This is a genomic window from Hyalangium sp. (genome assembly GCF_035629615.1).
GTDB lineage: Bacteria > Myxococcota > Myxococcia > Myxococcales > Myxococcaceae > Hyalangium.
Genome location: NZ_DASPHO010000699.1, coordinates 1 through 3,818, shown reverse-complemented (window position 1 = coordinate 3,818; position 3,818 = coordinate 1). Strand labels below are relative to the sequence as shown.

Genomic DNA, 3,818 nt, shown 5'->3' with positions numbered 1-3,818 from the left:
TCCAGCGGGCACCGATGGTGGATGGGAAGGTCCGTACTTTTTTCGTCTAGCAGCTTTGCGAAGCGAGGGTGGGACCGCTTATAGGACTCGCGGGCCGCATCGCGAAGCTTCCTCTTGGCCGTGGGATCCAGGGGTGTCTTGACGAGCTGCTCGATGCCCTCCATCAGCTCGCGCAGCTCTGCACGCTCGCCCTTGGAGAGGGCTTGCTTGCCCTCCAGGTGAGCCTTCGTCCACAGCCGTTCGAACGCGAGCTTTCGCTCCACCGGTACGCGCTTCAACGTGGTGCGCAGCCATCCAGCCGCTGCCTCTCCACCGCGGCTCAGCGCCAGCTTTACCGTGGGAAGCGTCCGAGCCCCCAGCCACCCCACACCTTTGGTGAGGATGCCGAACGCATACCAGAGGGCCAGCTCCTCGACTCCCCGACGCGCGACCCATTTCGCGCCTTCCTTCGTGTCCTCACGCCAGCGCCGAAGGATGTCCTCCACCAGCAACCGGTACTCAGCGACGAACTCGGCGTTGGCTTCTGGAGGAGGTGGCGCATGGACCACTCGTGCCACCTCCACCTGCCCGCTCATCCAGGGTGAGCCTCGGGGGCTCACGAGCCTCAAGCTCAGGCGCAGGGTCCGCTCGCCGATCCCCTCGGTAAAAGGCAGCACCACAGAGGCGGCTTCGTCCACCGCGCGTGCCGTCGGCTCCCACCGCGCTCCCGCCGTGGTTTGGCGCACGAGCTCGAAGCGTTCGATTTCCCATTCCTCCAAACGCCCGTCTTCCAGGTGCGCCGCCACCTCCACGTGGGCCTCTGCCCCTTCAGGGACATGGAGGGCCTTCAGGAGTTTCGCCAGGCCCTCGGTGACCGACTCCTCGGGGTCCAGCGGCAGGACATCGCTTCGCACCGGCAGCGTCTTCGCTTCGAGCGGACGTGACCCAGGCAGGCGGCTGTACCCGACACGCCATCCCATCTCGAGCCGCTCCAGGATGACTTCCACCGCACCTGTATGCCGCTGAGCGAAGCTCTTGAGAACGGTGCTCAAGGTGTGTCGGAGGGCTTCATCATCCACCGCATGGCCCACGGAGCCATCGTGCCCGGTGGCCGCGTAGCCCGTGAGCGTCAGCGCGCCGCGCTCCGCCCAGAAAGAAAAAGACAAGCGTGCTCCTACCGCGCGCACGCTGCGAGCGACGGCCCAGACTTGCGCGACGGCCCTCGTGGCCTCGGCCTTGGCGCCTTGCTCCAGCACGTCCTCGTCCACATCCAGTGGCACCTCAGCTGGCCGGCCGCTGCCCCCGGTGCCAACGGTCGCGCACCCGTTCGCCAGCGCCACTGCCATGAGCAAGGCCATCGCGCGGCGCCACGGAGGGACGCTACTCTCCCAATGGACGACTGAGCGGTGCACGTGTGCCTCCTACGTTTACTGACGAGAGCTACTGGCGTTCACGACCTTAATTGCCCACGCCCGGGCTTCGGCACTCGGCATCAGTGGGTCGAAGCGCCCTGCCCAGATAAGACTCACCAGTCGCTCGTCACGTGCAATGAGGTGGAGCACCTGTCGTGGAAATGCAAGGACCACAGGGTCGTCCCTGTGGAACGCGGGATGTACCACCAGCTCTTCTAAGACTTAGAAATCCTCGAAGGGCTATTGAAGAAAGCCCTAGGGAGCGGCCCGACATGAGCGTCGACCTCTATGTTCGCGATCTAGGTGTCCTGCTCAAGGAGAAGGCTCTGGAAGCCAAGGAGGAGAGTAAAACTGCACCAGAGGACGAGCGCGCATTTGCGCTTGGACGTCTGATGGCATTCCACGAAGTCATCTCCCTGATGCAGCAACAAGCTCCGGCTTTTGGGATCACTTTGGAGGAACTGGGCTTAGACGACATTCAGCCAGAAAAGGATCTCCTTTGACAGGTCCTGGAAGAGTGGGTGAGGCAGATTCAGGGCAGGCCTCCAGTCGGGTACCATAGGGGCTCCCAAGGAGCCTCCGGCGCCCATGTCCACCTCTCCGCAACGCCTTGCCAGCTCCGCGCTCCTCGTCCTCGGCGTGAGCCTCGCGCTTGCCGGCGCCTGCTACGAGGCCCCGCCGCAGGACGGCTACTACAGCTGCGCCGACGACACCGAGTGTGGGGATGGAGGCCTCGTCTGCGACGACGGAGTCTGCTGCTCGGAGCGAGGAGAGCCGCTCTGCCTCGGCCGAGTGCTGGACGGCGGGCTGTGCGCCGACGGTGGCGCCGCCACCCCCTACTTCCGCGACGAGGATGGGGATACCTACGGCAACCTCGCCCAGCCGCTCCTGCGCTGCGCCCTCCCCGAGTCGATCCGCGTCGTCACCAACTCGGACGACTGCAACGACAACCCCGCGGCCGGTGGCAGCCTCACCTTCCCCGGCGCCCCCGAGCAGTGCGACGGCCTGGACAACGACTGCGACGGCCAGTTCGACGAGGGCTTCGACGGCGGCCTGTACTACCGCGACGAGGACAATGACTCCTACGGCGACACGAACCAGCCGCAGACCCTGTGCAGGCTCTCCCCGGGCTTCGTGGAGGCCCCCGCCGACTGCCAGCCCCGCAACCCCCGCATCCATCCCAACGCCGAGGAGGAGTGCAACGGCATGGACGATGACTGCGACGGCATCCCCGATGAAGGAGTCACGGAGACGTGGTACCGCGACGCGGACGATGACGGCTTCGGCCGCGCGGACATGCAGCGGCAGGCCTGCGTGCAGCCCCAGGGCTACGTCGTCAACTCCCAGGACTGCGACGACACCAGCGCCACGAAGAACCCGGACGCGCTGGACGTGTGCGATGGCACGGACAACAACTGCAGGAACGGGGTGGACGAGCGTCCAGACTGCGGCGGCCCCACGGATCTGTTGCTCCTGACTTCCACCGGCGAGCGCGGCGCGCTGGACACCCGCGCCAACTTCAGCGGCGGCAACCCGAGCTGCCTCCGGTTCTGGGACGGGGGCGTCCCCGAGTCCTTCTCCGCCAGCAACGTGTGGAGCGGCTCGCGTCCCTCCTCGCATGCGGCCTGGTTCGAGGCGCCGGGCACCTGGGACCTGACCCGCGCCAACAACTCCCTGGCCATCCGCTTTGATCACCGGATGGCGGGGAACGGAAACCCCGCCTGGTCCCCCCACCGGCAGCCGGTCATCGTCCTGTGCAGCGAAGAGGGCTTTGCCCGCTACGTGCCGGCGATGGATGGGGGCGTCAACCCGCTGCTGCCCTACGCCGGCATCGAGGTGAACACCGTGCTGCCCATCGGCCGAGGGACCGCCGGAGGGTGGATCGAGCGCAGCACCGCGCTGGACCTGCGGCGCGTCAAGCGGGTGGAGATCCTCATCGAGCCCAGCGACGCGGGCACCCCCAGCGTCTCCTTCGACGTCAACTTCATCAAGCTGGGCTTCCAGTAGCCGAAACCCTGGCTGGTGCCGCTCCGCCCGCTGCCGAGCGGTAGCGGTTGCGTACCCTGTCTCTTCAGTGTTAAGCGGCGCGCGCGCGTGGATCGGGTTGGGCGGGCGTGAGGCGGAAACCTGAGGTTTTCCCGGGAGTTGGGGAGGCGGCTGATGGCAGAGGAGCCCCGGGACCAGGGTGAGAAGGGGAAGGAAGGCAGCGAGCTGGGCTCCACCGCCCGGCAGATGCAGGCAGCGATGCCCTACATCGCCGCGGTGTGGAAGATGGTGGGCGGGGCGGTGGTGGGCGTTTTCGGGGGCCTGTTTCTGGACCGGTGGCTGGGGACGACGCCCTGGCTGCTGGTGGGGTTGAGTGTGCTGGGGATCGGGGTGGGCTTCTACGGGTTCCTCCATGAGATGACCCGGCTGGGGAAGAAGAAG

The 3,818-nt window shown here is 66.7% G+C and carries 4 protein-coding genes; 3 read left to right on the top strand and 1 reads right to left on the bottom strand.

Annotated elements, in window-relative coordinates; all coding sequences use genetic code 11:
• Positions 1 to 1,337 (bottom strand): hypothetical protein (locus tag VD972_RS35085; RefSeq protein WP_324993170.1); only part of this gene is annotated, 1,337 nt, incomplete at its 3' end.
• Between the two features lie 326 nt (positions 1,338 to 1,663).
• Here VD972_RS35085 and VD972_RS35080 point away from each other — a divergent pair.
• The 3 genes from VD972_RS35080 to VD972_RS35070 form a co-directional block, all read left to right on the top strand.
• On the top strand, positions 1,664 to 1,894 hold the full coding sequence (locus VD972_RS35080; protein WP_324993169.1) for a hypothetical protein: 231 nt from the start codon (positions 1,664 to 1,666) through the stop codon (positions 1,892 to 1,894).
• Positions 1,895 to 1,979: 85 nt separating this feature from the next.
• The gene (locus tag VD972_RS35075; RefSeq protein WP_324993168.1) at positions 1,980 to 3,398 is read left to right on the top strand and encodes a putative metal-binding motif-containing protein; all 1,419 of its coding nucleotides are present in this window, start codon (positions 1,980 to 1,982) and stop codon (positions 3,396 to 3,398) included.
• Between the two features lie 153 nt (positions 3,399 to 3,551).
• On the top strand, positions 3,552 to 3,818 hold a 267-nt coding region (locus tag VD972_RS35070; protein ID WP_324993167.1), incomplete at its 3' end, for an AtpZ/AtpI family protein.

Coding starts and splice junctions, on each gene's coding strand:
- VD972_RS35080 (WP_324993169.1), top strand. CDS start 1,664: ATGAGCGTCGACCTCTATGTTCGCGATCTAGGTGTCCTGCTCAAGGAG.
- VD972_RS35075 (WP_324993168.1), top strand. CDS start 1,980: ATGTCCACCTCTCCGCAACGCCTTGCCAGCTCCGCGCTCCTCGTCCTC.